Raw genomic sequence first — 26118 nt, forward strand, 5'->3', positions numbered from 1 at the left:
CCGGCCCTGCCCGACCTTGACTCAGGAACCGCCTGAATGGACCAGTACGTTGTATTCGGCAACCCGATCGGCCACAGCAAATCGCCGCTGATCCATCGCCTGTTCGCCGACCAGACCGGCCAGCAACTGGAGTACAGCACCCTGCTGGCGCCGCTGGATGACTTCAGCATGTGCGCCCAGGGCTTTTTCAAGCAGGGCCTGGGTGCCAACGTCACCGTGCCGTTCAAGGAAGAAGCCTATCGCCTGGTCGATAGCCTGACCCCACGGGCCCAGCGCGCGGGGGCGGTAAATACCCTGAGCAAGCTCGCCGATGGCACCTTGCAGGGCGACAACACCGATGGCGCCGGCCTGGTCCGCGACCTTACCGTCAATGCCGGGGTGCAACTGACTGGCAAGCGCATCCTGTTGCTCGGCGCCGGCGGTGCCGTGCGCGGGGTGCTGGAGCCATTGCTGGCGCACAACCCGGCTTCGCTGGTAATCGCCAACCGCACGGTGGAAAAAGCCGAGCAACTGGCCCGTGAATTCGCCGACCTGGGGCCGGTGGCTGCCAGCGGCTTCGACTGGCTTGAAGAGCCGGTCGACCTGATCATCAACGCCACCTCGGCGAGCCTTGCCGGCGAGCTGCCGCCGATTTCCGCCAGCCTGATCGAGCCCGGCAAGACCGTGTGCTACGACATGATGTATGGCAAGGAGCCTACGCCTTTCTGCCGTTGGGCCGGCGAGCACAAGGCGGCCAAGGTCCTCGATGGCTTGGGTATGCTTGCCGAGCAGGCCGCCGAGGCGTTCTACATCTGGCGCGGCGTGCGCCCCGACACCGCGCCGGTGCTCGACGAACTGCGCCGTCAACTGGCGCGCGGCTAATCTTCGAAGCGGATCGGGCAGTGCGCTGCCCCCTCCAGCTTGTGCAACTCCTCGATCACTTGCGCCCGCGCCCGGCGCAGCGTCAGGCTGCCGCCAGCACGACCCAGGCGGCGCGCTTCGCGATGAAGCATGTCGACCCCGGAATAATCGATGAAGTTGATCTGCCGGGCATCGATCACTACCTGCGGCCCTGGGCAACGCTGCAAGCGCACCTGCAGGTAGTGGCTGGCGCCGAAGAAGATTGACCCGCCCACCCGCAACACGTCGGCATCCCCTTCGCGGGACTGCTGCACCCGTGGCCGTGAGGTGCGTTTGAGGTAAAAGAACAGCGACGCCAGCACCCCGGCGTAGATCGCCGTTTGCAGCTCGAGCAACAGTGTTGCTGCTGCCGTTAGGGCCATCACCAGGAATTCCGAACGGCTGACGCGAAACAGCGCGCGGATCGCCCGATGATCAACCAGGCCCCAGCAGATCAGCAGGATGCTGCCGGCCATGGCCGGGATCGGAATATGCGCGATCAGCCCTGCCCCTGCTACTGCAAACAACGTTACCCACAGGGCGGAAAACACCCCGGCCAGGGGCGAGCGGGCGCCGGCCTCGTAGCTGAGCCCGGAGCGGGTGAAGGAACCGGATGACAGGTAGCCGGAGAAAAATCCCCCGACCATGTTTGAAAGGCCCTGGGCGCGGATTTCCTGGTTGGCATCGATCAGTTGCTCGGAGCGTGCTGACAGCGAGCGGGCAATCGACAGGCTGGTAACCAGGCCAAGCATGCCGACCGCCACGGCGCTGGGTAGCAGACGCAAAATCAGCTCCAGGTCCAGCAGCGGCAAGGGGCTTATCGGTGGAAGCTGACCGATGAAACCGGGCACCAACTGCACATGGCCGAAAACACCTGGGAGCAGCCAGACCAGCACGCTGGCCACCGCCAGAGTTATCAACAGGCCCGGCCAGCGCGGCTGCAACAGCTTCAACGCAATACCCAGCAGCAGCGTACCCAGCCCCAGCAACAACGAGGGCCAATCCACCTCCGGGGCATGCGCCAGCAGGTTTTGCACGGTCTTCAGGGCGGTGGCCTGGCTGGGCAAGTCGATACCCATCAGGTTGGGCAATTGCCCGAGGGCAATGACCAGCGCAGCACCGAGGGTGAAACCCAGCACTACCGACTGCGAGACGAAATTGACCAGCGCGCCGAAGCGCAGCAGCCCCAGCAACCACTGAAACACCCCGGCGAGGAAGGTCAGCAGCAGGATCAGGGTGATGTAGTCACTGCTGCCCGCAACTGCCAGGGGGCTGACGCTGGCATAGAGGACAATCGAGATTGCCGCCGTCGGCCCGCAGATCAGGTGCCAGGACGAGCCCCACAGGCAGGCGATGATCACCGGTACGATCGCTGCGTATAGCCCGTACTCGGCCGGCAGCCCGGCAATCAGGGCATAGGCGATTGATTGCGGCAGGGCCAGGATCGCCCCGCTCAGGCCCACCAGCAGATCGCGACGCACGCTGGCCCCGGTCTGGCGCGCCAACCAGGTGAGAAACGGCAGCAGTCGATGGCGGTCAGGCCAGGCCATGAGCACTCTCTATTGCAGGCGGAAGCTGTTCAGGGTGCGATGTCGGGCGCTCGGGTGCAAGCCGCGTCAGAAAACAAAGTTCACATGCTCGCCATGGTGCAGCTTGAGCTCCAGGGCATCGACCATGGCCGCTGCCACTCGGGCCAGGCGTTGCAGTGGTTCGGCCAAACCCGGCTCGAGGGTGCCATGGGTCTGGTGAAAGTGCTCGATGCCCAGGCCGGCAACTTGCTGCGGGGTGTTGATCAGGGTCCAGTGCAGCGGGCTGCGCTGCAACAGGTCGACGATCTGGTCGGCGCAGGCCCGTTGTTGTTCATCGTGCCCGTGATTCTGATCCAGCACGCTGAAATCGCCCACCAGCAACAGCCGGCGTATAGTGGTGCGGGACATGCCGGCGATCAGCGCCTGGCTCATGCGCAGTTGCGCGGCAAAGTCATCGGGCGCCAGTGCTGGCAACAGGCAGACCACCGCCGAGCCGCCGGCCACGCTTTGTTCGGCCTGATCGGCGGTATCGAGGCCGCCGGTCTTGAAGTGCAGGCCGGGGCGCGGTGCCAGGGTATTGAGATCATCGACCACGACGATCACCTCATGCTGGCGCTTGAGCAATTCGGCCATCAGGGCGCTGCCCAGGCTGCTCAAACCTCCAAGCAGGACCAGTTTGAACACTGGGGTTTCGGCATTTTTCACCAGATCACTCCATTGGCAACGGGTGATCGTTTGACCCGCGTAGCCAGGCGCAGGTTCGTTGCGATTAAGGAGTTTTCGTGCAAAGGATCAAGGGCTATCACGCGCATATCTACTATGACGCCAGCACCCTGGAGCAGGCTCGCCAGTTGTGCGAAGAAGCCGCTCGGCTGTTTCCGGTGACCATGGGGCGCATGCATCAGAAGCCGGTCGGGCCGCACCCGGACTGGAGCTGCCAGTTGGCCTTCGGGCCTGAAGTGGTGGGGGTGGTGCTGCCCTGGCTGGCGTTATATCGCCAAGGGCTGGTGGTGTTTCTGCATCCGTTGACTGGTGACGAGCTGGCCGATCATCGTGATCATGCGATCTGGATGGGGGCGGTGCGGCCGCTGGATCTGACGATTTTCAAGTAGTTTACGGCTGCGGGGTCGGTGCGGGCTGGCTCCGCGATTGCGATCTGTCTGATGGACCGCAATCGCGGGGCAAGTCGAGGCGTCGCACCGCCGCTCCCACAGGGATCAGGCCTTGCGTGCACCCCGCACACCCTGGGCCAGCGCCGAGCACAGCTCGAGCACATCACCCACAGCCTGCTCGGCAGTGGCCGCATTGGCTATCTTGTCGACCAGCGCCGAACCGACCACTACACCATCCGATAGCCTGGCAATCGCCGCAGCCTGCTCTGGCGTGCGGATACCGAAGCCGACGCTGATTGGCAGGTCGGTGTGCCGGCGCAGGCGCTCGATAGCGCTGCTGACGTGTTCGGTGGTCGCAGAACCGGCACCGGTCACACCGGCAACCGACACGTAGTAGACGAAGCCCGAACTGCGTTCCAGCACACGCGGCAGGCGCACGTCGTCGGTGGTCGGGGTGGTCAGGCGAATAAAGTCGATGCCCGCGGCCTGGGCCGGGGTGGCCAGCTCGGCGTCGTGCTCCGGCGGCAGGTCGACGATGATCAGGCCATCCACGCCCACTTTCTTGGCTTCAGCCACGAAGGCCTCGACGCCAAAGCGGTGAATCGGGTTGTAGTAGCCCATCAGCACGATCGGCGTGGTCTGGTTGTCGACGCGGAACTCGCGAACCATTTGCAGGGTTTTCGCCAGGGTCTGACCGGCGTCCAGGGCGCGCAGGGTGGCGAGCTGGATTGCCACGCCGTCGGCCATCGGGTCGGTGAACGGCATGCCCAGTTCGATGACGTCGGCGCCAGCAGCCGGCAGGCCTTTGAGGATCTGCAGCGAAGCGTCGTAGCCAGGGTCGCCTGCGGTGATGAAGGTGACCAGTGCCGAGCGGCCTTCGGCCTTCAGTTCGGCGAAGCGTTGTTCAAGACGGCTCATGCCTGTTTCTCCTGGGCGGCCATATGGCTCATCACGGTTTGCATGTCTTTGTCGCCGCGCCCGGACAGGCACACCACCATCAGGTGATCCTTGGGCAGGGTCGGTGCGCGTTTGATCGCTTCGGCCAGGGCGTGGGAGGTTTCCAGGGCCGGAATGATGCCTTCCAGGCGGCAGGTAGTGTGGAACGCGGCCAGGGCTTCGTCGTCGGTGATGCTGACGTACTTGACGCGTTTCACTTCGTGCAACCAGGCGTGTTCCGGGCCGATGCCGGGGTAGTCGAGGCCGGCGGAAATCGAGTGGGCGTCGGTGATCTGGCCGTCGGCATCCTGCAGCAGGTAGGTGCGGTTGCCGTGCAGCACGCCCGGTACGCCACCGTTGAGGCTGGCGGCATGCTTGTCGGTGTCGACCCCGTGGCCACCGGCTTCGACGCCGATGATTTGCACACTGGCGTCATCGAGGAAGTCGTGGAACAGGCCCATGGCGTTGGAGCCACCGCCGACGCAGGCGATCAGGCTGTCGGGCAGGCGCCCTTCCTTGGCTTGCAGCTGTTCACGGGTCTCTTTGCCGATGATCGACTGGAAGTCGCGGACCATTGCCGGGTACGGGTGCGGGCCCGCTACAGTACCGATCAGGTAGAAGGTGTCGTCGACGTTGGTGACCCAGTCGCGCAGGGCTTCGTTCATCGCGTCCTTGAGGGTGCCGGTGCCGGCGGTGACCGGAACGATTTCTGCGCCCAGCAGCTTCATGCGGAACACGTTGGCTTGCTGGCGCTCGATGTCGGTGGCGCCCATGTAGATCACGCAAGGCAGGCCGAAGCGCGCGGCGACGGTGGCAGTGGCCACGCCGTGCATGCCGGCGCCGGTTTCGGCGATCAGGCGTTTTTTGCCCATGCGCTTGGCCAGCAGCACCTGGCCGATGCAGTTGTTCACCTTGTGCGCGCCAGTGTGGTTGAGCTCTTCACGCTTGAAGAAGATCTTCGCGCCGCCGCAGTGTTCGCTCAGGCGTTCGGCGAAGTAGAGCGGGTTCGGGCGGCCGATGTAGTCGCGCTGGAAGTACGCCAGTTGCTCGAGAAATTCCGGGTCGGCTTTGGCTGCTTCGTATTCGCGGGCAAGGTCGAGCACCAGCGGCATCAGGGTTTCTGCCACGTAGCGGCCGCCGAATGCGCCAAACAGGCCATTGGCATCGGGGCCGGCGCGGAAGTTGGTCTGGGTCATGGGTCGCTCCAGGGCGGTAGTGAAGTCGGGAATGGCTTTACTCTAACCACGACACGCGCAACTGAAAACCGATAAGATTGCGACAACCTGTCAGGAAAACTCACACGTTATGCGCCAGGACCTGCCCCCACTCAATGCCCTGCGGGCCTTTGAAGCCACTGCCCGGCTCAATAGCGTCAGCCAGGCGGCCGAACAGCTACACGTTACCCACGGCGCGGTCAGCCGGCAATTGAAGGTGCTCGAAGAACACCTTGGGGTGGCCTTGTTCGTTAAGGAAGGACGTGGCCTTAAACTCACAGATGCCGGGGTGCGTTTGCGCGATGCCAGTAGTGATGCCTTCGAGCGCTTGCGCGGCGCGTGTGCGGACATCAGCCAGAGCGGCGCCGATGCGCCGTTCGTCCTCGGTTGCTCCGGCAGCCTGCTGGCGCGCTGGTTCATCCCACGGCTGGGGCGATTAAAAGCGGATTTGCCGGAACTGCGCCTGCACCTGTCGGCCGGTGAAGGTGATCTCGACCCGCGTCGCCCAGGGCTGGATGCCTTGCTGGTGTTTGCCGAGCCGCCCTGGCCTGCGGATATGCAAGTGCATGTGCTGGCCCAGGAGTGTATTGGCCCGGTGCTCAGCCCGCACTTTGCCGGGTTCAGCCGCTTGCAGCAGGCGCCAGCCGAGGCGTTGCTGACGCAAACCCTGTTGCAGACCACTTCTCGCCCGCAAGCCTGGCCAAGCTGGGCGGCGCAGCAAGGTATCGACCCGCAGGCGCTGCGTTACGGGCAGGATTTCGAGCATTTGTATTACTTGCTGGAGGCTGCAGTGGCAGGGTTGGGCGTGGCGATTGCGCCGCAACCGCTGGTAGCCGACGACTTGCGCGCCGGGCGCCTGGCGGCGCCATGGGGTTTTTGCGAAACCCAGGCCGCGCTGGCCCTGTGGGTGCCGCGACGCGCCGCAGACGGGCGCGCCGAGCAATTGGCCGGCTGGTTGCGCGCGGAGCTTGCGCGCCAGGCCGCTTAGTTACCGCGTTTGCACATCAGGTAGGCGGCCAGCAGGCCGAGGGCGCCAACGGCGACACCGGCGGTGGTCCACGGGTGTTCCTGGGCGTAATCGCGGGTGGCCAGGCCAGTCTCGCGGGTCTTGGTTTTTACTTCTTCGTAGGCATCGCTGAGCAGGCTGCGCGAATGGCGCAGGGCATTCTCGGCGTTGCCCTTGAGCGTCTTGAGGGTTTTGCGCGACTCATCCGAGGCATCGTCCTTGAGGCTTTCCAGTGACTTGAGCAGGCTTTCGATTTCCGCTTCCATGCTTTGCAGCGAAGCTTTACGCAGCGAGGTGTTGGCCATGGTGACTCTCCTTCGAGATTGAGTTGAGCTGTGTAGGTTCCGACTACAGGCTGCTGGGAAAGTGCAGTCGAACTTTTAACGGCATTTACCCCTCGCAGGTAAAACAGCCCGGCGCTGCTAGGCTCTATCTCACATTCAAAAAGGAGATTGCTTATGTCTGATCATCACACCTACAAGAAAATCGAGCTGGTCGGCTCGTCGCCCACCTCTATCGAAGAGGCGATCAACAATGCCCTGGCCGAAGCAGGCAAGAGCATCAAGCACCTTGAGTGGTTCGAAGTGGTCGACACCCGAGGCCATATCAAGGACAACAAGGCCGCGCATTTTCAGGTCACGCTCAAAGTGGGCTTTCGCATCGTCAACAGCTGATGCGGCGACACTGGCTTGTGCGGGTCAATTGCGTTACACAATCCTGAGGCGCCCGGCCTTCCTGGCGCCCTTCTCTATTTTGATCTGAACAAGGAAAGCGATCGATGAAGAAGTTGGTAGTAGCGATAGGTTTGATGACGCTGGCCGGTACTGCGCTGGCAGCCGGCAAGCCATGTGAAGAGCTCAAGGGCGAAATAGCAGCCAAGCTGGACGCCAAGGGTGTCAGCGGCTACTCGCTGGAGATCGTCGATAAAGGCGCTGCCGCAGACGGCAAGGTCGTGGGTAGCTGCGAAGGCGGCACCAAGGAAATAGTCTATAAGCGCGGGCGATAGTGTTGAATCCATCGCGGGGCAAGCCCCGCGATAGGGCCCTCAGTTGCCCAGCACTGTCTGCGCCAGCAGCTCATAAGAGCGTATGCGGTCGGCATGCTCATACAGGTCGCAGGTGAAGATCAGCTCATCCGCCTCGGTCTGCTCCAGCAACACCTCCAGTTTGGCGCGGATTTTCTGCGGGCTGCCGACCATCGCAAGGCCCAGGAAGCTGCCCACCGCTTCCCGCTCATGCGGCAACCACAGGCCGTCCATGGTCTCCACTGGCGGGCGTTGCACCAGGCTTTGCCCGCGCATCAGGGCGAGGATGCGCTGATACACCGAGGTGGCCAGGTAGTCGGCCTGTTCATCGGTCTCGGCCGCCACCAGTGGTACGCCAAGCATCACATAAGGCTTGTCGAGCACCGCCGAGGGCTGGAAGTGGTTGCGGTACACGCGAATCGCCTCGTGCATGTAACGTGGAGCGAAATGCGAGGCGAAGGCGTAGGGCAAACCGCGCATACCGGCCAGTTGTGCACTGAACAGGCTCGAACCCAGTAGCCAGATCGGCACTTCGGTACCGTAACCCGGCACGGCAATGACCTTCTGCTCCGGCGTGCGCGGGCCCAGGTAGCGCATCAGTTCTTCGACGTCATCGGGAAAGTCGTCGGCACTGCCCGAGCGTTCGCGGCGCAGGGCGCGGGCGGTCATCTGGTCGGAGCCCGGCGCGCGGCCCAGGCCCAGGTCGATTCGCCCGGGATACAGGCTGGCGAGTGTGCCGAACTGTTCGGCGATCACCAGTGGCGCATGGTTGGGCAGCATCACCCCGCCGGCGCCAACACGAATGGTTGAGGTACCACCGGCCAGGTAGCTGAGCAGCACCGAGGTTGCGGAGCTGGCGATACCATCCATGTTGTGGTGCTCGGCCACCCAGAAGCGGTTGTAGCCAAACTTCTCGACGTGTTGCGCCAGGTCCAGTGAGTTGCGCAGGGACTGCGCCGGGCCGCTGTCGGCGCGTACTGGCACCAGGTCGAGGGTGGAAATCTTGATATCGGCAAGTTGCTTCATGGGCGTTGGCGCCTCCTGGGCAGTCGAGGGGCCGCAAACAATCCAACGGCCTTTCTAGCTCTGTATGGGCACATCTGCAGGAATCAATGCCGGGGCTTGTAATCCTTCTGAACTTGCCTGCGTCAGGGCTCTCTGAAATTAAGGCAAGGCGCGATATCCCGCGCCCCAGGGAGCTCAGGAGGCTTTATGAAAAAGACAGCATCAGCTATCTGGCAAGGTGGCTTAAAGGATGGCAAGGGCCTGCTTTCCACTGAAAGCGGCGCTCTCAAGCAGAACCCTTATGGCTTCAATACCCGCTTCGAAGGCCAGCCGGGTACCAATCCGGAGGAACTGATTGGCGCGGCGCATGCAGGCTGCTTCTCCATGGCCCTGTCAATGATGCTCGGTGAAGCGGGCTTGACCGCCGAACGCATCGATACCATCGCCGAAGTGACCCTCGACAAACTGCCGGATGGCTTTGCCATTACTGCCGTGAACCTGATCCTCAAGGCCAAGGTCCCCGGGGCTAGCGAAGCGCAGTTTCTTGAGATTGCCAACAAGGCCAAGGCCGGTTGCCCGGTGTCGAAAGTGCTCAACGCGAAAATCAGCCTGGATGCGACGCTGCTGAGTTAAGGCAGAACCGGGGCGCGCTTCTTGTGGTCAAATGAGGGTCGGTAGAACGACTGCCGCCACAAGGAGCTGTCCCATGATCCGTGTTGCAATCGCTGTGCTGGCTTCGCTGCTGGCAACCGCTGCGCTGGCCGCGCCGAAACCCTGTGAAGAGCTCAAGGCCGAGATCGAAGCCAAGATCCAGGCCAACAACGTGAGTTCCTACACCTTGGAAATCGTCAAGACTGACGAGGTCCACGACCAGAACATGGTGGTCGGCAGCTGTGAAGGCGGCACCAAGAAGATCATCTACCAAAAGAATGATCGCTAGGCCTCAGGGGGTGCAGAAGACGTCGTTGGACTCTTCGGCGACCATCTTGCGCTGGGCATCATAGAGGTAGGCGCTGGGCTGCATGGCCGGGGCCCGGGCTTCCAGGCGATAGCGCTGGCCGGCCTTGAAATGCGCGAACTTGATGGTCAGGTAGCAGGTGCGCTCGGTCGGGTCGGTACTGAATCCACCGGAGTAGATCTCGTAGTCGAACCGCACCACCAACTCGTGGGCACCGGGCGTCACCTGAAAGAACCGGCCATCGGTCAGGCGTTTGCCATCGAGCCGTTCGGCCATCAGTGTCTTGCCCGGCGTGATGGTGTAGAGGTCGACCCAGGCCTGTTTGTTATCCACAGGTGGCAGGGGGCTAACGCAAGCTCCAAGGGTACTGATTGCGAGCAGCATCACAGGCTGGCGCATGGCGAACTCCGACGTGCGGGTTACAAAGCATAAGCATAGCGCCATTCACGCCTTTAGGTACGCTGGCAGCCCGCCGGCTGGCCTTTGCCGACCACTTTGCGCTGTTCGTCATAGAGCTTGGCCCAGGGGCGGAAGCCGATGCTACCGGCTTCAAGCTGGTAGCGCTGGCCGGCACTGAAATCATTGAATTTCACATTGAGCTGGCAATCGCGCCACAGTGGCTCGTTGACCGGGCCGATATTGCTTGGCGTAACCGCAAACAGATAGCGCACGGTCAGCTCATGGCTGCCTGGCGGTACTTCGAAATAGCGTTTGTCGGCCCAGGCGCGCTCGTCTACTTCGACGGCGTGCAAGGTGTCGTCCTCACCAGGGGCAAGGTCGATCCAGGCCTGGTTGGGGTCAGGCGCAGGAAGGCCGGCGCAGCCGGACAGAAGCACAACAGTGCTGACGACGAGCAGTGTACGCATGGCAAAACTCCAGCCGGGCAGGATAGTCTTGAAGCGGATGAGTACTTGAGCGGATACAGGACACCAATGCTTCGACTATTTTTTTTGTTGCGCTCAAGTCATGGGGCACTCGACCGTCTTTTTCGCTACTTGGTTCCCTTGTTGGCCATCGGGCTGCTGAGCGGTTGTGCCAGTGTCAGTTACTACGGGCAACTGGCCAGCGGTCAGTGGCAGCTGTTGCGGGCGCGCCAGCCGGTTGCCGAGCTGGTAGCAGACCCGGCCACCGACAGTAAATTGCGCCAGCAGTTGCTGCACGCCGAGCAAGCTCGCGCCTTCGCCAGCGCGCAGTTGAAGCTGCCGGACAACCGCAGCTATCGGGTTTATGCCGATATCGGCCGGCCCTTCGTGGTCTGGAACGTATTCGCCACACCCGAGTTGTCGCTGGAGCCGCAGACTCATTGCTTCCCCATCGCCGGCTGTGTTGCCTACCGTGGTTATTACAACCAGGGCGCCGCGCGCGGGGCGGCTGCGCTGCAGAAACAACAAGGGCTGGATGTCTATGTCGGCGGTGTCGAAGCCTATTCGACCCTGGGCTGGTTCGACGATCCGATCCTCAGCTCCATGCTTGGCTGGGGTGATGAACGCCTGGCCACGGTGATCTTTCATGAGTTGGCCCATCAACGCGTCTATGTCCAGGACGACACTGCGTTCAACGAGTCCTTCGCCACATTCGTCGAGCAGGAAGGCACTCGCCAATGGCGCGCGGCGCGGGGCCTGCCAACGCTGGTCGAAGATGGCAGCCAACAGCGCGAGCAGTTCGTCGCCCTGGTGCTGGCCAGTCGCGAACGGCTCAAGGCGTTGTATGCGGCGCCGCTCACCGAACCCGCCAAGCGTGCGGGCAAGCAGGCCGAATTCGAACGCTTGCGCCGTGAATACCGGGCCTTGCGCGATAACCAGTGGGGCGGTGTCGGACGCTATGACGCCTGGATCAATGCGCCGATGAACAATGCCAAGTTGTTGCCGTTTGGTCTGTACGACCAGTGGGTGCCGGCGTTTGCCCAGCTGTTTGCCGAGGTGGGCGGCGATTGGCAGGTGTTTTATCAGCGAGTAGAAGCATTCGGGCGGCTACCCCTTGAGCAGCGTCAGCAGGCGCTGAAAAGCATTGCGGGGCAAGTCGAGTCGTCGCACCGCCGCTCCTACAGTGGGAGCGGCGGTGCGGCGACCCGACTTGCCCCGCGATAGGGTCTCAGCCGCGCTGGAACGCCTGGTGCAGTTGCGCCAAGGTCGCAAAGTGGTAGGCCGGCTGCTCCGCCGTCAACTCTTCATGGCTACCAAAGCCATACCCCACCGCTACCGCTTCCAGGCCGTTGCTGCGGGCGCCGATCAGGTCGTGCTTGCGGTCGCCGATCATCAGGGTGTGCGCAGGGTCCAGGGCTTCTTCGGCCAGCAGGTGGCGGATCAGCTCGACCTTGTTGGTGCGGGTGCCATCCAGCTCGCTGCCGTAGATCACCTTGAAGTGCTTGGCGAAGTCGAAATGGCGGGCGATCTCGCGGGCAAACTCCCAAGGTTTGGAGGTGGCGATATACAGGGTGCGGCCCTGCCCTTGCAGGGTTTCGAGCATTTCGCTGACGCCGTCGAACACCTGGTTTTCGTATAGGCCGGTGACCTTGAAGCGTTCGCGATAGAAATTCACCGCGTCCCAGGCCTTGGCCTCATCAAAATCATAGAACTGCATGAAGGCCTGCAGCAGCGGCGGGCCGATGAAGTGTTCCAGGCGCGTCAGGTCCGGCTCGTCGATGCCCAGCTTGGCCAGTGCGTACTGGATCGAGCGGGTGATACCCAGGCGCGGGTCGGTCAGGGTACCGTCGAGGTCAAAGAGGATGTTTTGCTGGTGCATGGCGGTCTCGAATAAGGCGGTGGACAGGTTCACTCGGGCAGGTGATAGCCTTCGGCCAGGTGCTGGTCCTTGAGTTTGACGTAGTTGCCGGCGCTGTAGGGGAAGAACGCGCGCTCCTTCTCGCTCAGGGCGCGGGCCTGCTTGACCGGGCTGCCGACGTACAGAAACCCGCTTTCCAGGCGCTTGCCCGGCGGTACCAGGCTGCCAGCGCCGATGATCACTTCGTCTTCGACCACGGCGCCATCCATGATGGTGCTGCCCATGCCGACCAGGATGCGGTTGCCCAGGGTGCAGCCGTGGAGCATGACTTTGTGACCAATGGTTACCTCATCGCCGATCAGCAGCGGGAAACCGTCCGGGTTGAACGGCCCGGCATGGGTGATGTGCAGCACGCTGCCATCCTGCACGCTGGTGCGCGCACCGATGCGGATGCGGTGCATATCGCCGCGGATCACCGTCAATGGCCACACCGAGCTGTCGGCACCGATCTCGACATCACCCAGTACCACGGCACTGCGGTCGACAAAGGCGCGTTCGCCAAGCCTGGGAGTGTGATGCTGGAAGCTACGGATGGCCATGATAGGAATTCTCTTTGGTATGGATAGGGCTGCGGTCGGCGTCGATTGTAATTAAGATGGGGAAGTGTTTCTTCTGCCAAGGTGTTTAACCGTGAGTGCGAACAACCCGCTTCTGCAGTCTTATGACTTGCCGCCCTTCTCGGCGATCCGTGCCGAGCATGTGCAGCCGGCGATTGAACAGATCCTGGCCGACAACCGTACAGCCATTGCCGACATCCTCAAGGCCCAGGGCAAGAGCCCGAGCTGGGCCGGCCTGATCCTGGCCATGGACGAACTCAACGACCGCCTGGGCGCCGCCTGGAGCCCGGTCAGCCACCTCAATGCCGTGTGCAACAGCGCCGAACTGCGCGAAGCCTACGAGGCTTGCTTGCCGGCGTTGAGCGCGTATGCCACCGAAATGGGCCAGAACCGCGAGCTGTTTCAGGCCTATGAGGCATTGATCGCCAGCCCCGAAGCTGCCGGCTTCGATGTGGCACAAAAAACTATTCTTGAACACGCCCTGCGAGACTTCCGCCTGTCGGGTATCGACCTGCCGGCCGAAAAGCAGCAGCGTTACGCGCAAGTGCAGAGCAAGCTCAGCGAGCTGGGCAGCCGTTTCTCCAACCAACTGCTAGACGCCACCCAGGCCTGGACCAAGCATGTCAGCGACGAAGCGGCGCTTGCCGGCCTGACTGATTCGGCCAAAGCACAAATGGCCGCCGCGGCGCAGGCCAAGGGCCTCGACGGCTGGCTGATCAGCCTGGAGTTCCCCAGCTACTACGCGGTAATGACCTACGCCGAAGACCGCGCCCTGCGCGAAGAAATCTACGCCGCCTACTGCACTCGCGCCTCCGACCAGGGCCCGAATGCCGGCCAGTTCGACAACGGCCCGGTGATGGCCGAGATTCTCGACCTGCGTCAGGAGCTGGCCGAGCTGCTCGGTTACGCCAACTTCGCCGAGCTGAGCCTGGCGACCAAGATGGCCGAGTCCAGCGACCAGGTGCTGAGCTTTCTGCGTGACCTGGCCAAGCGTAGCAAGCCGTTTGCCACCCAGGACCTGGCCCAGCTCAAGGCCTATGCCGCCGAGCAGGGTTGTCCGGACCTGCAGAGCTGGGACAGCGGCTTCTACGGGGAAAAACTCCGTGAACAGCGCTACAGCGTTTCCCAGGAAACCCTGCGCGCCTACTTCCCGATCGACAAGGTGCTGAGCGGCTTGTTTACCATCGTCCAGCGCCTGTACGGCATCGAAATTGCCGAACTCAAGGGCTTCGACAGCTGGCACCCGGACGTGCGCCTGTTCGAAATCAAGGAGCACGGCCAGCACGTCGGGCGCTTCTTCTTCGACCTCTATGCCCGCGCCAACAAGCGTGGCGGTGCCTGGATGGACGGCGCCCGCGACCGTCGCCTGACCGCTGACGGCCAGCTGCAGAGCCCGGTGGCCAACCTGGTGTGCAACTTCACCCCGGCCGCCCCCGGCAAGCCGGCGTTGCTGACCCACGACGAAGTCACCACCCTGTTCCACGAATTCGGCCATGGCCTGCATCACCTGCTGACCCGCATCGAGCATGCCGGTGTCTCCGGTATCAACGGCGTGGCCTGGGACGCGGTCGAGCTGCCGAGCCAGTTCATGGAAAACTGGTGCTGGGAGCCTGAAGGCCTGGCGCTGATTTCTGGCCACTACGAAACTGGCGCAGCCCTGCCCCAGGATTTGCTGGAGAAGATGCTGGCGGCGAAGAACTTCCAGTCCGGGCTGATGATGGTTCGCCAGCTGGAATTCTCGCTGTTCGACTTCGAACTGCATGCCAGCCACGGCGACGGCCGCAGCGTGTTGCAAGTGCTCGAAGGGGTGCGCGACGAGGTTTCGGTCATGCGCCCACCGGCGTACAACCGCTTCCCTAACAGCTTTGCGCATATCTTTGCCGGTGGCTACGCAGCCGGTTACTACAGCTACAAGTGGGCGGAAGTACTGTCGGCCGACGCCTTCTCGCGCTTCGAAGAAGAAGGCGTGCTCAATGCCGACACCGGCCGCGCCTTTCGCGAAGCGATCCTGGCCCGTGGCGGTTCCCAGGAGCCGATGCTGCTGTTCGTCGACTTCCGTGGCCGCGAGCCGTCAATCGATGCACTCTTGCGCCACAGTGGCCTGAGTGAGGAAGTGGCGGCATGAGTGATGGGCCTGTGGTAACGAAAAAGCGCTTTATCGCCGGGGCGGTCTGCCCGGCGTGCAGCGAGCCGGACAAACTGATGATGTGGAGCGAAGACAGCGTTCCGCACCGGGAATGTGTGGCCTGCGGTTTTTCTGACACCCTTAACGAGCAAGGGCTGTCGGTGCCCAAGGAACTGGGTACGCGGGTCAACAAGGTCGAGGTGAAACCTGCCGCGACCACGGTGCAGACGGTGCAGTTCTTCCCCAATCCGAAGTTGAAGAAGTCAACCGAGTAAACGCGCCAGCGCCAGCATTTTCGGCTGGCGCCCAGCGGTACTGGAATCGAACACTAGCCCCGTGTACTGTATATAAAAACAGTATCCGGGGTTTTTCATGTTCAATCCTCAAGGGCCGGTGCGGGGTCGTGGCACCGCGAGCAATTCCCATAACCGCTTCGCCCCGAATCGCTCGGTGGCCGAGGATGACGGTTGGTACCAGGAAGTGCCCCTGACCCAGGGTACCGAAGTACGCATCGAAACCGCCAAGACCATCATCACCCGCAACAACTCGCCCGACCTGCCCTTCGATCGCTCGATCAATCCTTATCGCGGCTGCGAGCACGGCTGTATCTACTGCTATGCCCGGCCCAGCCACGCTTATTGGGATCTGTCGCCGGGGCTCGACTTCGAAACCAAGCTGATTGCCAAGACCAACGCTGCCGCCGTGCTCGAACAGCAACTGAGCAAGCCTGGCTATGTGTGCGCACCGATCAACCTGGGCTCCAACACCGACCCCTACCAGCCCATCGAACGCGAGCAACAACTGACCCGGCGCCTGCTCGAAGTGCTGTTGCGCTACCGGCACCCGGTCACCATCGTCACCAAGGGCTCACTGATTCTGCGCGACCTGGACCTGCTCGCCGAGCTTGCCCGGCAGAATCTGGTACAGGTGATGATCAGCCTGACCACCCTGGACGACGAGCTCAAGCGTACGCTGGAGCCACGGGCAGCGGCGCCCAAGGCACGTCTGCGGGCGATCCGGGTGCTGGCCGAGGCCGGTGTGCCGGTGGGTGTGCTGTGTTCGCCGATGATCCCGATGATCAACGACAGCGAGCTTGAGCACTTGCTCGAGGCGGCCAAGGCCAGCGGCGCCCTGAACGCGGCCTACATGATTCTGCGCCTGCCGCTGGAGGTGGCACCGCTGTTCGAGCAATGGCTGCTGGACCATTACCCCCAACGGGCCAATCATGTCCTTAGCCTGATTCGCCAGAGCCGCGGTGGTGAGTTGTACGACAGCCGCTTCGGTGCGCGCATGCGCGGCGAGGGGGTATTTGCCGAGTTGCTGGCGCAACGCTTCAGCAAGGCGATCCGCCGCCTGGGGCTGAATCGGCGCGAAGGCTACGCGCTTGATTGCACAGCGTTTTGTCCTCCAGGCGGGCAGATGTCGCTGCTCTGATTTCATTAATGGGTATTGGCCATTAATGTTTTTTTGCTATTATCCAGACACCTCTTTGAATCTCTGGAACGCCCGTTCTAGAGCCTCGCAATTCAGTTTGAGTTAAGTTTCGCCGAGTAGCGTAGGAATTCAGTCAACAACTGATGTGATGGTTGGCGCGCGTATTTCATCCAACTGTCATACGCCGTTTGAATCATCAACCCGGTAAAATGGACTTAACCCAAAACCGTCAAAGAGGATGAATCATGCCCGTCAAGGACCCATCCAAGGTTGTCCCGCAAGCCCCAGCCGAGAGCGCCGATGCCGCTCTGAAGCATATCGTCGACGGCTTCCTGCGCTTCCATCATGACGTTTTTCCCGAGCAGCAAGAGCTGTTCAAGAAACTCGCCACCGCGCAAAAGCCCCGTGCGATGTTCATCACCTGTGCCGATTCACGCATTGTGCCCGAGCTGATTACCCAGAGCTCCCCTGGCGACCTGTTCGTGACCCGCAACGTCGGTAACGTCGTGCCTCCCTACGGGCAGATGAACGGCGGTGTGTCCACCGCCATTGAGTATGCGGTGCTGGCCTTGGGCGTTCACCACATCATCGTCTGCGGTCACTCCGATTGCGGCGCCATGCGCGCGGTGCTCAACCCGCAGAGCCTGGAGAAAATGCCGACGGTCAAAGCCTGGCTGCGCCATGCCGAGGTCGCCCGCACGGTGGTCGAAGACAACTGCTCCTGTGGCAGCGAGCATGAAAGCATGCAGGTGCTGACCAAAGAAAACGTCATCGCCCAGCTGCACCACTTGCGCACTCACCCGTCGGTGGCTTCGCGCCTGGCAGCCGGCCAGCTGTATATCCATGGTTGGATCTACGACATCGAAACCAGCCAGATCGAGGCCTATGACGCCGCCAGCGACAGCTTCCTGCCGCTAGCCCAAGGCCAGCCGATCCCCTGCGCCACCCCAAAAGGCCGCTACTAAGCGTCCCTGACACCCCCGCGAATCGCTGATTGACGGCTGCACCTGCCTGGTGCGGCCTGGTCATCGGCTGCCTTGAATCTCCCTGATTGCCGTGCCGGCGCCCGCTGGCGGTATGCGGCTGCGCGTAAGTCAGGGGTTGTGCCAGCGGCCATTGGAATGGCCATGAAACGTGAGAGAAGGAGTAACAGGGTGAACAAGACACAAGTGAAAGCGGCCTTGCCGCGTGAATTACTGGCGTCAGTAGTCGTGTTTCTGGTCGCCCTGCCCTTGTGCATGGGTATCGCCATCGCCTCGGGCATGCCACCGGCCAAGGGCCTGATCACCGGGATCATCGGCGGTATCGTCGTTGGTTGGCTGGCCGGCTCGCCGTTGCAGGTCAGCGGTCCGGCCGCCGGCCTGGCGGTGCTGGTGTTCGAACTGGTGCGCCAGCATGGCGTGGCGATGCTCGGCCCGATCCTGCTGTTGGCCGGCCTGCTGCAACTGCTCGCCGGCCGTTTGCGCCTGGGCTGCTGGTTCCGGGTCACGGCGCCGGCGGTGGTGTACGGCATGCTCGCGGGTATCGGCGTGCTGATTGTCTTGTCCCAGGTGCATGTGATGTTCGACAGCGCCCCGCAACCTTCGGGCCTGGCCAACCTGCTGGGCTTTCCGGCGACCCTGGCCCAGGCGTTGCCGCTAGAAAGCCCGGGCAACGGCTGGCAGGCCGGTGCGCTCGGGCTCGGCACCATCGCCATCATGTGGGGGTGGGAGCGCTTGCGCCCGCAGTCGCTGCGCTTCGTGCCGGGTGCGCTGCTGGGTGTAGCCGTGATGACCGCGATCAGCATCTGGCTGGCATTGCCGGTGAACCGCGTCGAAGTGCCGGCTAACCTCAGCGAAGCCATCGATTGGCTGAGCCCGGCCGACCTGCTCCACCTGGCCGACCCCAACCTGCTGGTCGCCGCCTTTGCCCTGGCCTTTATCGCCAGCGCCGAAACCCTGCTATCTGCCGCCGCTGTCGATCGCATGCACAACGGCCAGCGCTCGGACTTTGACCGCGAACTGTCGGCCCAGGGCCTGGGCAATATGCTCTGTGGCGTTCTGGGGGCACTGCCAATGACCGGGGTTATCGTGCGCAGCTCGGCCAACGTCCAGGCCGGGGCGCAAACGCGCCTGTCGGCGATCCTGCATGGGGTCTGGTTATTGGCTTTCGTGGTGGTGCTCAGCAGCGTGCTGCAGCAGATTCCGGTGGCGAGCCTGGCGGGTGTGCTGGTCTACACCGGGATCAAGCTGGTCGACTTCAAGGCCTTTCGCGGGCTGGGGCGGTATGGCCGGATGCCGATGTTCACCTATGCGGCGACAGCGTTGGCGATCATCTTCACCGACCTGCTGACCGGCGTACTGCTCGGTTTTGCCCTGACCCTGCTGAAGCTTGCGCTCAAGGCCGCACGCCTGAAAATCAGCGTGGCCAGCCTTGATCAACCGGGCCATATGCAACTGCGCCTGAGCGGTGCGGCGACCTTTCTCAAGGTGCCGGCACTGGCCCAGGTGCTGGAAGGCATTCCGCCCGGGACCACCCTGCACGTGCCGTTGGCCAACCTCAGCTACATCGACCACTCCTGCCTGGAGCTGCTCGAGGACTGGGGCCGGGCCAATTCCGGCAAGGGCTCGCGGCTGCTGATCGAGCAGCGGCGGCTCAAGCGCCGGGTCGAGGGCCGGGTGCGGACGACAGCCGGGTTGGGGGCTTGAGCCGAATCAGCCTCAAGCCGACTGATCCAGCTCCAGGCCCACACCCAGCTGACGCGACAGGCACGGCCAGCGCTTCCAGGCTTCGCCGGTGTTCGGGCTGCTGAGCTTGTCGCGGTACTGCTCGACCGACTCCAGGGCAAAGCTTTCTTCGTTGAGCATCTCGTCCACCGAGTGGTGCACCACTTCATCCAGCTGATTGGCAAACTGCTCGCCGATCAGTTGGTGGGCGATCAGGTTGGCCACAGTGGTGTCGAGCGGGATCAGCGGCTGGTTGAAGTGCTTGATGTACAAGTCGTTAACTTCTTCCACCAGGCGATGGGCCAGGTAGGCCTCATCCAGCAGGCAGCCCAGGCCGAGGTGGGTATCGGTGATGGCGGGCGGTTGCAGGAAGTACTGCTCGGCGATTTTCAGCACCGGTTTGATCTGCGACTCGATGCCGGCTTCGCGGGCAACCTCGTTGGCCGCCTCCAGCAGTTCTGGTACCTGATCGATATAGGCGTCGACGAAGCGCACCAGGGCGCCTTGGGCATCGGCCTTTGGCAGATGGATCGAAGGGTGCAGGTGGGGCAGCTGGTTTTCCAGTTGAGTTTTCAGTTGGCCGGTTTCGGTCTCATGTTGACGGGCACGGGTAATCTGCTCGCGCAAAGCGGCGATGTTCATGACAACTCCAGGGTAAAGGCGTGACAAACGGAAGACATAAGGTAGCTCGGTTCTGAAAATGCCTAAGACGCATTTGGCATAACCATTAACAACTTAATATTCGCCAATTATATCTAAATGCCATCATTGTGCCTCAAGCCAGGTAATTAGCGGCTTTGCGCGCAAACGTTCAACTTCTGCCGATGTTTTCCCTGTGTGCATTGCGGCGCCGGGGTCGCTGTCTATACTCCGGTTTGAAAGTGATTCGCTGATGAGGCCCGACTGCAGTTCGCAGGGGCTCGGTCGTCGAAGTTCGCAGTCTTGGCCGCCGTACCCTTAGCCGTAGGTCCACGCCTCCGGGATAACAAGAACGATAAGGGGAACCCGCAATGATGCGACATCCACATGTCTGGATGGGCCTCCTGTTGTGGTCGGTATTCGGTCAGGCGCACGCCGCCTGGACCGTGAACATGGCGCCAGGGGCGACTGAAGTCAGCAATGCAGTGTTCGACCTGCACATGACCATTTTCTGGATTTGCGTGATCATCGGCCTGGTGGTCTTTGGCGCAATGTTCTGGTCGATGATCATCCACCGTCGTTCCACCGGCCAGCAGCCCGCGCATTTTCACGAGCACACCTGGGTCGAGATCATGTGGACGGTGGTGCCGTTCCTGATCCTGGTGGCCATGGCCATTCCGGCGACCAAGACCCTGATCGATATCTACGATGCCAGCGAGTCGGACGTCGATATCCAGGTCACCGGCTACCAGTGGAAATGGCATTACAAATACCTGGGCCAGGATGTCGAGTTCTTCAGCAACCTGGCTACCCCCGCCGATCAAATCCACAACAAAGCGCCCAAGGACGAGCACTACCTGCTCGAAGTCGACCAGCCGCTGGTGCTGCCGGTGGGTGCCAAGGTGCGCTTCCTGGTCACCGCCGCCGACGTTATCCATTCCTGGTGGGTGCCGGCCTTTGCGGTCAAGCGCGATGCCATTCCAGGCTTCGTCAACGAAGCCTGGACACGGGTCGAGAAGCCCGGCATCTACCGCGGCCAGTGCACCGAGCTGTGCGGCAAGGACCACGGCTTCATGCCGGTGGTGGTCGAAGTCAAGTCCAAGGCCGACTACGACACCTGGCTCGGCGAGCGCAAGGCCGAGGCGGCCAAGCTCAAGGAGCTGACCAGCAAGGAATGGACCCTGCAAGAGCTGGTCGAGCGCGGCGACAAGGTTTACCACACCACCTGCGTGGCCTGTCACCAGGCCGAAGGTCAGGGCCTGCCGCCGATGTTCCCGGCGCTCAAGGGCTCGAAAATTGCCACCGGACCCAAGGAAGATCACCTGAGTATCGTCTTTCACGGCAAGCCGGGCACGGCCATGGCCGCCTTCGGCAAGCAGCTCTCGGAAGTCGATATCGCCGCCGTAGTGACCTACGAACGCAACGCCTGGGGCAACAACAAGGGCGATATGGTCACGCCAAAAGACGTGCTGGCGATCAAACAGGCAGAAAGCAAATGAGCCGGGTTGATGCCTATCCGCGCCCCCGCCACCGGACTGCAGGAGACAGGACATGAGCGCAGTGATCGACGACCACAGCCACGGTCATGAGCACGCCCACGGGCCGGCCAAGGGCCTGATGCGCTGGGTGCTGACCACCAACCACAAAGACATCGGCACCATGTACCTGTGGTTCAGTTTCATGATGTTCCTGCTCGGCGGCTCGTTCGCCATGGTCATCCGCGCCGAGCTGTTCCAGCCCGGGCTGCAGATCGTCCAGCCGGAGTTCTTCAACCAGATGACCACCATGCACGGCCTGGTGATGGTCTTCGGCGCGGTGATGCCGGCCTTCGTTGGCCTCGCCAACTGGATGATCCCGCTGATGATCGGCGCGCCGGACATGGCCCTGCCACGCATGAACAACTTCAGCTTCTGGCTGTTGCCGGCCGCGTTCCTGCTGCTGGTCTCGACGCTGTTCATGCCCGGTGGCGGACCGAACTTCGGCTGGACCTTCTACGCCCCGCTCTCAACCACCTACGCGCCGGAAAGCGTGACCTTCTTCATCTTCGCCATCCACCTGATGGGCATCAGCTCGATCATGGGCGCGATCAACGTCATCGCCACCATCCTCAACCTGCGTGCCCCGGGCATGACCCTGATGAAGATGCCGCTGTTTGTCTGGACCTGGCTGATCACCGCCTTCCTGCTGATCGCGGTGATGCCGGTACTGGCGGGCGTGGTGACCATGATGCTGATGGACATCCACTTTGGCACCAGCTTCTTCAGCGCTGCCGGCGGTGGTGACCCGGTATTGTTCCAGCATGTGTTTTGGTTCTTCGGCCACCCCGAGGTGTACATCATGATCCTGCCGGCCTTCGGCGCGGTCAGCTCGATCATCCCGGCGTTCTCGCGCAAGCCGCTGTTCGGCTACACCTCGATGGTCTATGCCACCGGCGCGATTGCCTTCCTGTCGTTTATCGTCTGGGCCCACCACATGTTCGTGGTCGGCATTCCGGTGGTCGGCGAGCTGTTCTTCATGTACGCGACCATGCTGATCGCGGTGCCCACCGGGGTGAAGGTGTTCAACTGGGTGAGCACCATGTGGGAAGGCTCGCTGACCTTCGAGACCCCGATGCTGTTCGCCATCGCCTTCGTCATTCTCTTCACCATCGGCGGCTTCTCCGGATTGATGCTGGCGATTGCTCCGGCGGACTTCCAGTACCACGACACTTACTTTGTGGTGGCTCACTTCCACTACGTGCTGGTGCCCGGGGCGATCTTCGGCATCTTCGCCTCGGCCTACTACTGGCTGCCGAAGTGGACCGGGCACATGTACGACGAAACCCTGGGCAAGCTGCACTTCTGGTTGTCGTTCATCGGCATGAACATGGCCTTCTTCCCCATGCACTTCGTCGGCCTGGCCGGCATGCCGCGCAGGATCCCCGACTACAATCTGCAGTTCGCCGACTTCAACATGATCTCCTCGATTGGCGCCTTCACCTTCGGCGCCACGCAGATCTTCTTCCTGTTCATCGTCATCAAGTGCATTCGCGGCGGCGCTCCGGCGCCGGCCAAACCCTGGGATGGCGCCGAAGGGCTGGAATGGTCGGTGCCGTCACCGGCGCCTTACCACACCTTCCAGACTCCACCGGAAGTGAAATGAACCGCTTCGGCCTGAGGATGCAGCCATGAGTGAAGGGACCTCGCTCAAGCGCCTGGTGTGGCGGCTGATGCTGCTGACCGTGGTGATGTTCGCCTTCGGTTTTGCCCTGGTGCCGATCTACGACGTGATGTGCAAGGCGTTCGGCATCAACGGCAAGACCGGCGGCCAGTACGAAGGCACCCAGGTCAGCGACCTGAACCGCACGGTGAAGGTGCAGTTCATGTCGACCAACGCCAGCGACATGGTCTGGGATTTTTATTCCACCGCCGACCAGATCGACGTCAACCCGGGGGCGGTCAACCAGATGGTGTTCATCGCTCGCAACCCGACCGACAAACCCATGAGCGCCCAGGCCATCCCCAGCATTACCCCAGCCGAGGCGGCGGCGTATTTCCACAAGACCGAATGCTTCTGCTTTACCCAGCAGGTGCTGCAGCCGGGGGAGCGCATCGAAATGCCGGTGCGTTTCATCGTCGACCGTGACCTGCCCAAGGATGTGAAACACCTGACGCTGGCTTACACGCTGTTCGATATCACCGCTCGCCACCCGCCGGTCGCACACCTGGCGGACCCGGTTGCACAGGGCGCCCGATAAGGAGAACACCACGATGGCTTCCCATGAGCACTATTACGTACCGGCGCAAAGCAAGTGGCCGATCATTGCCACGGTCGGCATGTTCATCACTGTGTTCGGCCTCGGCACCTGGTTCAACGACCTCAAGGCCGGGCGGCCGGAGTCCCACGGGCCGTGGATCTTTTTCTTCGGTGCCTTGTGCCTGGCCTACATGTTGTTCGGCTGGTTCGGCGCGGTGGTCAAGGAAAGCCGCGCCGGGCTCTACAGTCCGCAGTTGGACCGCTCGTTCCGCTGGGGCATGTCGTGGTTCATCTTTTCCGAGGTGATGTTTTTCATCGCCTTCTTTGGCGCGCTGTTCTACGTGCGCAACCTGGCCGGGCCCTGGCTTGGGGGCGATGGCGCCAAGGGCGTGGCGCACATGCTGTGGCCGAACTTCGAGTTCTCCTGGCCGCTACTGCACACGCCAGACCCGAAACTGTTTCCGCCGCCCAAAGACATCATCGACCCCTGGCACTTGCCGCTGATCAACACCATTTTGCTGGTCAGCTCCAGCGTCACCATCACCATCGCCCACCATGCCTTGCGCAAGAACCATCGCGGGCCACTCAAGGCCTGGCTGGCGCTGACCATCCTCCTTGGCTTGTCGTTCCTGGTGCTGCAGGCCTACGAGTATCACGAAGCCTATACCGAACTGGGGCTGACCCTGGGTTCGGGTATCTATGGCGCAACCTTCTTCATGCTCACCGGGTTCCACGGCGCCCACGTGACCATGGGCACCCTGATTCTGATCGTGATGCTGGTGCGCATCCTGCGCGGGCATTTCAACGCCGACAAACACTTCGGTTTCGAGGCGGCCAGCTGGTACTGGCACTTCGTCGATGTGGTCTGGGTGGGGCTGTTTATCTTCGTTTACGTGCTGTAGCCGGGTTCAGAACGGCGCGTGAGAAACCAACTGGCCGCTGTAGAAACCCCAGGTCACCAGGGCTAGGGTCAAGGCGGCCAGGGTGACACGAATAGTCAGGGCTTTGAGCAGGCGAGTCGACTGTCCGTCGTCCTTGACCAGAAAGAACAGGCCGCTGAACAGGCTGGCGATGGTCGCCAACAGCATCAGGACAATCGCGGCTTTGAGCATGGCGAAACTCCGGGGGGATGCAGTGATGAGTACAAGTATAGCGACTGACCTTTCGAGGGCCCGGTGAAGCGCTTTCGCCCCGGCATCGTGCCGACCCTGGTGGTGCTCCTGCTGCTGCCGGGATTGATCGCACTGGGCTGCTGGCAGCTGGCACGCGCCGAGCAGAAGCGCCAGCTGCTGCAGGTGTATGCCGAACGCAGTGCCGGCGACGCGGTGGGCAGCACGCAGTTGCTGCAGATCGCCGATCCGGCCTATCGCCGGGTGCACCTGTACGGCCAGTTCGATAGCCAGCACAGCTTGTTACTGGATAACCGCATGCGCGATGGCCAGGTTGGCGTCGAGCTGCTGCAACCCTTTCTCGACCAGGCCAGCGGCCTGTGGCTGTTGATCAATCGCGGCTGGCTGCCGTGGCCGGACCGGCGCATCCCGGTGCAGTTCAGCACCCCTGAGCAAGCCTTGAGCCTGGACGCCTCGGTGTATGTCGCCCCGGGCACCACCTTCCAGCTACATGCCGACCCGCAAGGCGGCAGCTGGCCGCGGCTGATCACGGCGATTGACGCCGGTGCACTGTGGCCGCAACTGGGCCGCGAAGGTTTTGCCCATGAGTTACGCCTGGAACCGGGCCCGGCCAGCTACCGGCTGGACTGGCCGGTGGTCGCCTTGGGCCCGGAAAAACACCTGGGTTACGCCGTGCAGTGGTTTGCCCTGGCGTTGGCCCTGGTGCTGCTCTACCTCTACTTCGGCTGGCATAACAACAAGGAGAAACAGCATGGGAGCCGCCACAAGTCCACTCAACATGTCTGAGGGCAGGCAACCGCGCAATCGTGCGCGTGGGCGCCTGCAACTGCTGCTGATCCTGCTGGTGGTCCTCGGCCCGATGATCCTCGCCACCAGCATGTACAAACTCAAATTCTGGGTGCCCGACAGCCGCAGCTACCACGGCGAAATGATTGGCAACGGCCAGACCCTCGCCGACCTTGGCGTCAGCGCTGAGGAAGGACGCTGGCAACTGCTGGTGAGCACGCCCAAAGAGTGCGGGCTGGACTGCCAACAGTTGGTGTACCTGGCCCGGCAGATCCAGATCGGCCTGGGCCGCGATGCCAGCCGTGCCAGCCATGCCCTGGCCACCGCCCAGCCACTGACGGCGGACTACCAGGCCAAGCTCGAGCGCGAGTACCCGCAACTGCAACGCTACCCCCTGGACCTGTCGCGCTATGGCGCGCTCAGCCAGGGCAAACAGGATGCCCAGCTGTGGATCGTCGACCCGCACGGCAACCTGGTGCTGCGCTACGACGCCAGGGTCAAGGGCAAGGACTTGCTCAATGACCTGCGCCACCTGCTGAAGCTGTCCAATATCGGGTAGGACA

Annotated in this window: 31 protein-coding genes; 19 read left to right on the forward strand and 12 right to left on the reverse strand. The window is 62.4% G+C overall.

The features are described from left to right. The first annotated feature begins 36 nt into the window (after nucleotides 1-36). Entirely contained in the window at nucleotides 37-861 is an 825-nt protein-coding gene (gene aroE / locus LOY34_RS00145; RefSeq protein ID WP_195885365.1) for a shikimate dehydrogenase, read from the forward strand. Here aroE and LOY34_RS00150 read toward each other — a convergent pair. Both LOY34_RS00150 and LOY34_RS00155 read right to left on the reverse strand, forming a co-directional pair. Continuing rightward, nucleotides 858-2429, reverse strand: coding sequence for a SulP family inorganic anion transporter (locus LOY34_RS00150; RefSeq protein ID WP_195885366.1), 1572 nt, complete (start codon nucleotides 2427-2429; stop codon nucleotides 858-860). The two genes, aroE and LOY34_RS00150, sit on opposite strands and share 4 nt — an antisense overlap. Before the next feature lie 66 nt (nucleotides 2430-2495). Further along, a complete protein-coding gene (locus tag LOY34_RS00155) occupies nucleotides 2496-3113 on the reverse strand; it encodes an NAD(P)-dependent oxidoreductase (protein ID WP_258664135.1) in 618 nt (205 codons plus the stop codon). A 77-nt stretch (nucleotides 3114-3190) separates the two neighbouring features. Here LOY34_RS00155 and LOY34_RS00160 point away from each other — a divergent pair, with 77 nt between their 5' ends. Next, nucleotides 3191-3520 carry a DOPA 4,5-dioxygenase family protein gene (locus LOY34_RS00160; protein ID WP_045200742.1) on the forward strand — a complete coding sequence of 110 codons (330 nt, stop codon included), beginning with the start codon at nucleotides 3191-3193 and terminating at the stop codon, nucleotides 3518-3520. A 105-nt stretch (nucleotides 3521-3625) separates the two neighbouring features. Here the strand turns inward: LOY34_RS00160 and trpA are convergent, their stop codons facing one another. Then, the gene (trpA, locus tag LOY34_RS00165; protein ID WP_195885368.1) at nucleotides 3626-4438 is read right to left on the reverse strand and encodes a tryptophan synthase subunit alpha; all 813 of its coding nucleotides are present in this window, start codon (nucleotides 4436-4438) and stop codon (nucleotides 3626-3628) included. Continuing rightward, nucleotides 4435-5652: a tryptophan synthase subunit beta gene (gene trpB, locus LOY34_RS00170; protein ID WP_195885369.1), complete on the reverse strand. Its 1218-nt coding sequence runs from the start codon at nucleotides 5650-5652 to the stop codon at nucleotides 4435-4437. The genes trpA and trpB overlap by 4 nt, the downstream gene beginning before the upstream one ends. 109 nt (nucleotides 5653-5761) lie before the next feature. On the opposite strand from trpB, the gene LOY34_RS00175 reads away from it, so the two are divergent. Further along, nucleotides 5762-6658 carry a LysR family transcriptional regulator gene (locus LOY34_RS00175; protein WP_176794201.1) on the forward strand — a complete coding sequence of 299 codons (897 nt, stop codon included), beginning with the start codon at nucleotides 5762-5764 and terminating at the stop codon, nucleotides 6656-6658. Here the strand turns inward: LOY34_RS00175 and LOY34_RS00180 are convergent. Then, complete coding sequence (locus LOY34_RS00180; RefSeq protein ID WP_045200734.1) at nucleotides 6655-6981, reverse strand: YqjD family protein; 327 nt, start codon at nucleotides 6979-6981, stop codon at nucleotides 6655-6657. The two genes, LOY34_RS00175 and LOY34_RS00180, sit on opposite strands and share 4 nt — an antisense overlap. A 153-nt stretch (nucleotides 6982-7134) precedes the next feature. Between LOY34_RS00180 and LOY34_RS00185 the strand changes: the two genes are divergently transcribed. Both LOY34_RS00185 and LOY34_RS00190 read left to right on the forward strand, forming a co-directional pair. Beyond that, nucleotides 7135-7350 carry a dodecin gene (locus tag LOY34_RS00185; protein WP_010222667.1) on the forward strand — a complete coding sequence of 72 codons (216 nt, stop codon included), beginning with the start codon at nucleotides 7135-7137 and terminating at the stop codon, nucleotides 7348-7350. A 104-nt stretch (nucleotides 7351-7454) separates the two neighbouring features. After that, nucleotides 7455-7682, forward strand: a complete 228-nt coding sequence (locus tag LOY34_RS00190; protein WP_045200732.1) for a DUF1161 domain-containing protein — start codon at nucleotides 7455-7457, stop codon at nucleotides 7680-7682. 39 nt (nucleotides 7683-7721) lie between these two features. Here LOY34_RS00190 and LOY34_RS00195 read toward each other — a convergent pair whose 3' ends face one another. Beyond that, the gene (locus LOY34_RS00195) at nucleotides 7722-8726 is read right to left on the reverse strand and encodes an LLM class flavin-dependent oxidoreductase (RefSeq protein WP_195885370.1); all 1005 of its coding nucleotides are present in this window, start codon (nucleotides 8724-8726) and stop codon (nucleotides 7722-7724) included. Nucleotides 8727-8912: 186 nt separating this feature from the next. Between LOY34_RS00195 and LOY34_RS00200 the strand changes: the two genes are divergently transcribed. Further along, entirely contained in the window at nucleotides 8913-9338 is a 426-nt protein-coding gene (locus LOY34_RS00200; RefSeq protein WP_093377662.1) for an OsmC family protein, read from the forward strand. Between the two features lie 73 nt (nucleotides 9339-9411). After that, on the forward strand, nucleotides 9412-9645 hold the full coding sequence (locus tag LOY34_RS00205) for a DUF1161 domain-containing protein (RefSeq protein ID WP_195885371.1): 234 nt from the start codon (nucleotides 9412-9414) through the stop codon (nucleotides 9643-9645). A 3-nt stretch (nucleotides 9646-9648) separates the two neighbouring features. On the opposite strand, the gene LOY34_RS00210 is transcribed toward LOY34_RS00205, so the two are convergent. Beyond that, the gene (locus LOY34_RS00210; RefSeq protein WP_045200724.1) at nucleotides 9649-10062 is read right to left on the reverse strand and encodes a hypothetical protein; all 414 of its coding nucleotides are present in this window, start codon (nucleotides 10060-10062) and stop codon (nucleotides 9649-9651) included. Between the two features lie 53 nt (nucleotides 10063-10115). Further along, nucleotides 10116-10529, reverse strand: a complete 414-nt coding sequence (locus LOY34_RS00215; RefSeq protein WP_195885372.1) for a hypothetical protein — start codon at nucleotides 10527-10529, stop codon at nucleotides 10116-10118. 66 nt (nucleotides 10530-10595) lie between these two features. Between LOY34_RS00215 and LOY34_RS00220 the strand changes: the two genes are divergently transcribed. Then, nucleotides 10596-11750 carry an aminopeptidase gene (locus tag LOY34_RS00220; RefSeq protein ID WP_408980898.1) on the forward strand — a complete coding sequence of 385 codons (1155 nt, stop codon included), beginning with the start codon at nucleotides 10596-10598 and terminating at the stop codon, nucleotides 11748-11750. Nucleotides 11751-11754: 4 nt separating this feature from the next. Here the strand turns inward: LOY34_RS00220 and LOY34_RS00225 are convergent, their stop codons facing one another. Together LOY34_RS00225 and LOY34_RS00230 are read right to left on the reverse strand one after the other, a co-directional pair. Then, entirely contained in the window at nucleotides 11755-12405 is a 651-nt protein-coding gene (locus LOY34_RS00225; protein WP_093387231.1) for an HAD family hydrolase, read from the reverse strand. A gap of 29 nt (nucleotides 12406-12434) precedes the next feature. Next, a complete protein-coding gene (locus LOY34_RS00230) occupies nucleotides 12435-12983 on the reverse strand; it encodes a gamma carbonic anhydrase family protein (RefSeq protein WP_045200720.1) in 549 nt (182 codons plus the stop codon). A gap of 91 nt (nucleotides 12984-13074) precedes the next feature. Here LOY34_RS00230 and prlC point away from each other — a divergent pair, with 91 nt between their 5' ends. The 5 genes from prlC to LOY34_RS00255 all read left to right on the forward strand — a co-directional run bounded on the left by prlC (nucleotide 13075) and on the right by LOY34_RS00255 (nucleotide 19247). Then, complete coding sequence (prlC, locus tag LOY34_RS00235; protein ID WP_045200718.1) at nucleotides 13075-15126, forward strand: oligopeptidase A; 2052 nt, start codon at nucleotides 13075-13077, stop codon at nucleotides 15124-15126. Continuing rightward, nucleotides 15123-15401 (forward strand): YheV family putative zinc ribbon protein, encoded by a 279-nt coding sequence (locus LOY34_RS00240; protein ID WP_258664140.1) that lies wholly within the window; start codon nucleotides 15123-15125, stop codon nucleotides 15399-15401. Before prlC ends, LOY34_RS00240 begins: the two co-directional genes overlap by 4 nt. Nucleotides 15402-15498: 97 nt before the next feature. Beyond that, nucleotides 15499-16560 (forward strand): PA0069 family radical SAM protein, encoded by a 1062-nt coding sequence (locus LOY34_RS00245; protein ID WP_258664142.1) that lies wholly within the window; start codon nucleotides 15499-15501, stop codon nucleotides 16558-16560. 245 nt (nucleotides 16561-16805) lie between these two features. Then, nucleotides 16806-17525, forward strand: coding sequence for a carbonic anhydrase (locus LOY34_RS00250; RefSeq protein ID WP_045200712.1), 720 nt, complete (start codon nucleotides 16806-16808; stop codon nucleotides 17523-17525). 162 nt (nucleotides 17526-17687) lie between these two features. After that, the gene (locus LOY34_RS00255; RefSeq protein WP_195885375.1) at nucleotides 17688-19247 is read left to right on the forward strand and encodes a SulP family inorganic anion transporter; all 1560 of its coding nucleotides are present in this window, start codon (nucleotides 17688-17690) and stop codon (nucleotides 19245-19247) included. Between the two features lie 12 nt (nucleotides 19248-19259). On the opposite strand, the gene LOY34_RS00260 is transcribed toward LOY34_RS00255, so the two are convergent. Continuing rightward, on the reverse strand, nucleotides 19260-19907 hold the full coding sequence (locus tag LOY34_RS00260) for a hypothetical protein (RefSeq protein ID WP_045200708.1): 648 nt from the start codon (nucleotides 19905-19907) through the stop codon (nucleotides 19260-19262). 368 nt (nucleotides 19908-20275) lie between these two features. Here LOY34_RS00260 and coxB point away from each other — a divergent pair, with 368 nt between their 5' ends. From coxB to LOY34_RS00280, 4 genes are read left to right on the forward strand one after another with little or no spacing between them, the layout of a single operon-like run. Then, a complete protein-coding gene (gene coxB, locus LOY34_RS00265) occupies nucleotides 20276-21403 on the forward strand; it encodes a cytochrome c oxidase subunit II (protein ID WP_038997844.1) in 1128 nt (375 codons plus the stop codon). A gap of 52 nt (nucleotides 21404-21455) precedes the next feature. Then, nucleotides 21456-23045, forward strand: a complete 1590-nt coding sequence (gene ctaD, locus LOY34_RS00270; RefSeq protein ID WP_045200704.1) for a cytochrome c oxidase subunit I — start codon at nucleotides 21456-21458, stop codon at nucleotides 23043-23045. A gap of 25 nt (nucleotides 23046-23070) precedes the next feature. Further along, nucleotides 23071-23640 carry a cytochrome c oxidase assembly protein gene (locus tag LOY34_RS00275; RefSeq protein ID WP_038997842.1) on the forward strand — a complete coding sequence of 190 codons (570 nt, stop codon included), beginning with the start codon at nucleotides 23071-23073 and terminating at the stop codon, nucleotides 23638-23640. A 13-nt stretch (nucleotides 23641-23653) separates the two neighbouring features. Further along, entirely contained in the window at nucleotides 23654-24541 is an 888-nt protein-coding gene (locus tag LOY34_RS00280) for a cytochrome c oxidase subunit 3 (RefSeq protein WP_195885376.1), read from the forward strand. Nucleotides 24542-24547: 6 nt separating this feature from the next. Here the strand turns inward: LOY34_RS00280 and LOY34_RS00285 are convergent, their stop codons facing one another. Beyond that, the gene (locus LOY34_RS00285; RefSeq protein ID WP_045200700.1) at nucleotides 24548-24751 is read right to left on the reverse strand and encodes a twin transmembrane helix small protein; all 204 of its coding nucleotides are present in this window, start codon (nucleotides 24749-24751) and stop codon (nucleotides 24548-24550) included. Between the two features lie 63 nt (nucleotides 24752-24814). On the opposite strand from LOY34_RS00285, the gene LOY34_RS00290 reads away from it, so the two are divergent. Together LOY34_RS00290 and LOY34_RS00295 are read left to right on the forward strand one after the other, a co-directional pair. Next, a complete protein-coding gene (locus LOY34_RS00290; protein WP_195885378.1) occupies nucleotides 24815-25555 on the forward strand; it encodes an SURF1 family protein in 741 nt (246 codons plus the stop codon). Beyond that, nucleotides 25521-26114 (forward strand): hypothetical protein, encoded by a 594-nt coding sequence (locus tag LOY34_RS00295; protein WP_093377627.1) that lies wholly within the window; start codon nucleotides 25521-25523, stop codon nucleotides 26112-26114. The genes LOY34_RS00290 and LOY34_RS00295 overlap by 35 nt, the downstream gene beginning before the upstream one ends. Nucleotides 26115-26118: the final 4 nt, after the last annotated feature.

It is taken from the genome of Pseudomonas sp. B21-009 (genome assembly GCF_024749345.1).
In the GTDB taxonomy this organism is placed as follows: Bacteria; Pseudomonadota; Gammaproteobacteria; order Pseudomonadales; family Pseudomonadaceae; genus Aquipseudomonas.